The organism is Rhodococcus sp. (in: high G+C Gram-positive bacteria) (genome assembly GCF_049591685.1).
Classification (GTDB): domain Bacteria; phylum Actinomycetota; class Actinomycetes; order Mycobacteriales; family Mycobacteriaceae; genus Rhodococcoides.
The window spans coordinates 1-1,927 of the sequence record NZ_JBAWFH010000274.1 but is presented as its reverse complement, the minus strand read 5'-3'; the positions used below and the strand labels follow the sequence as shown (position 1 = coordinate 1,927).

Annotated in this window: 1 protein-coding gene; it reads left to right on the top strand. The window is 66.5% G+C overall.

Annotated features, from left to right (window positions below):
* On the top strand, positions 1 to 1,419 hold a 1,419-nt coding region (locus tag WBQ44_RS11575; protein WP_495566834.1), incomplete at its 5' end, for a protein adenylyltransferase SelO.
* Between the last annotated feature and the right edge of the window lie 508 nt (positions 1,420 to 1,927).

Here is a 1,927-nt window from a genome sequence, read left to right as displayed (position 1 = left end):
GCCCCCAAGCTACTCGTCCTCAACGCTGCGCTGGCGTCGTCGCTCGGGCTCGACGCGGACGCGCTGCGCAGCGAGGACGGTATCGGCGTGCTCTCCGGAGCGGTCCCGCCTGCCGGGGCGAAGCCGGTGGCGATGGCGTACGCCGGGCACCAGTTCGGCGGGTACGTGCCGTCGCTCGGTGACGGCCGCGCCCTGCTGCTCGGCGAATTGGAGAAGGACGGTAGACGCGTCGACCTGCATCTGAAGGGGTCGGGGCGCACCCCGTTCTCCCGCGGCGGCGACGGATTCGCGGTGGTCGGCCCGATGCTTCGGGAGTACCTGGTGAGCGAGGCGATGGCCGCACTCGGCATCCCGACGACGCGGGCGCTGTCCGTCGTCGCCACGGGCCAGAGTGTCCGACGGCAGGGTATGGAGCCGGGCGCCGTCCTAGCCCGCATCGCGTCGAGCCACCTCAGGGTGGGCACGTTCGAGTACGCGGTCCGGCAGGGCGAGGTGCTCCAGACGCTCGCCGACTATGCGATCCGGCGGCATTACCCGCAGATCGATAACCTCCCCGTTGAGGGTGACGAAAACCGGTACCTGGCGTTCTTCGAGGCGGTTGTCGAAGCGCAGGCGTCGCTGGTGGCGCGGTGGATGCTTACCGGCTTCGTGCACGGGGTGATGAACACCGACAACACGACGATCTCGGGGGAGACCATCGATTACGGGCCGTGCGCGTTCCTCGACGCGTTCGACCCGGCTGCGGTGTTCAGTTCGATCGACCACGGCGGTCGCTATGCGTTCGGTAATCAACCCGCTGTCCTGAAGTGGAACCTGGCGCGTTTCGCGGAGACACTCCTTCATCTGGCCGCTCCGAAGACCGACGACGCCCTCACCGTTGTGTCGGCGATCCTCGACACCTTCGACACGCGGTACGACGGCCACTTCGCCTCCGGCATGGCGGCGAAGCTCGGGTTGCCGGGTGAGACCGTGGACAAGGCGTCGGGGGACAAGGCGTCGGTGGACAAGGCGTTGGTGGACGACCTACTGACGGTGATGAAGGACAACCACGCCGACTGGACCAACACCTTCCGTGGATTGGCAGAAGAGCTGCGGGGCAACCCGGATGCTCTCGACGTGGTGATCCCGCGCCGGCACACGTCTGCGTGGGTGGAGCGGTGGCGGGGCGTGCTAGTGCAGCACGGTCGTGATTCGCGCGAGACCGCCGACGCGATGGATCGGGTCAACCCGCTGTACATTCCGCGCAACCACCGCCTCGACGCAGCGTTGCGTGCGGCGACGGAGGGCGACCTGGAGCCGTTCGCGTCGTTGCTGGATGTTGTCACCCATCCTTTCGACCTCCGAGAGGAGTGGGCCGATTACACCTCGCCCGCCCCGGAAGTCTTCAGCGAGAGTTTCCAGACGTTCTGTGGGACGTAGCTGCCGGGATTCAGACGTGATACAGCGGCGCGCAACACCTCTCGACACCGATGCAACGGCGCCTATCGTTAGCCGCGCCGATCGATCGCCGTGCATGTCGGAACCGTGCTTATCGGTAGCCGTGCCGATCGGCCACCCTGTGTCTGTCGAAAGTCGGGCTTCTCGGTAGCCGTGCCGATCGGTCACCCTGTGTCTGTCGAAAGTCGGGCTTCTCGGTAGCCGCGCCGATCGCTCACCGTGTGTCTGTCGAAAGTCGGGTTCTCGGCAGCCGCGCCGATCGCTCACCGCGCCGATCGCTCCCCGGGCAGATCACTAGCCCGCGCCGACTGGTCACCGCGTATATCGGTTACCGCGCCGCAGGGAGGGGTGTCGACCCTCCCTGCTCCAATCTTGTTCAGGCGCTGCGTTTTCGGCGGCGGTGGTAGCTGGGTATGGGTTTTTGTTGTGGGTCTGTCTCGGTGGGTGGGATGGCGTAGGGGTGTCCGTCGTGGCCCATGAGTAGTTGCCA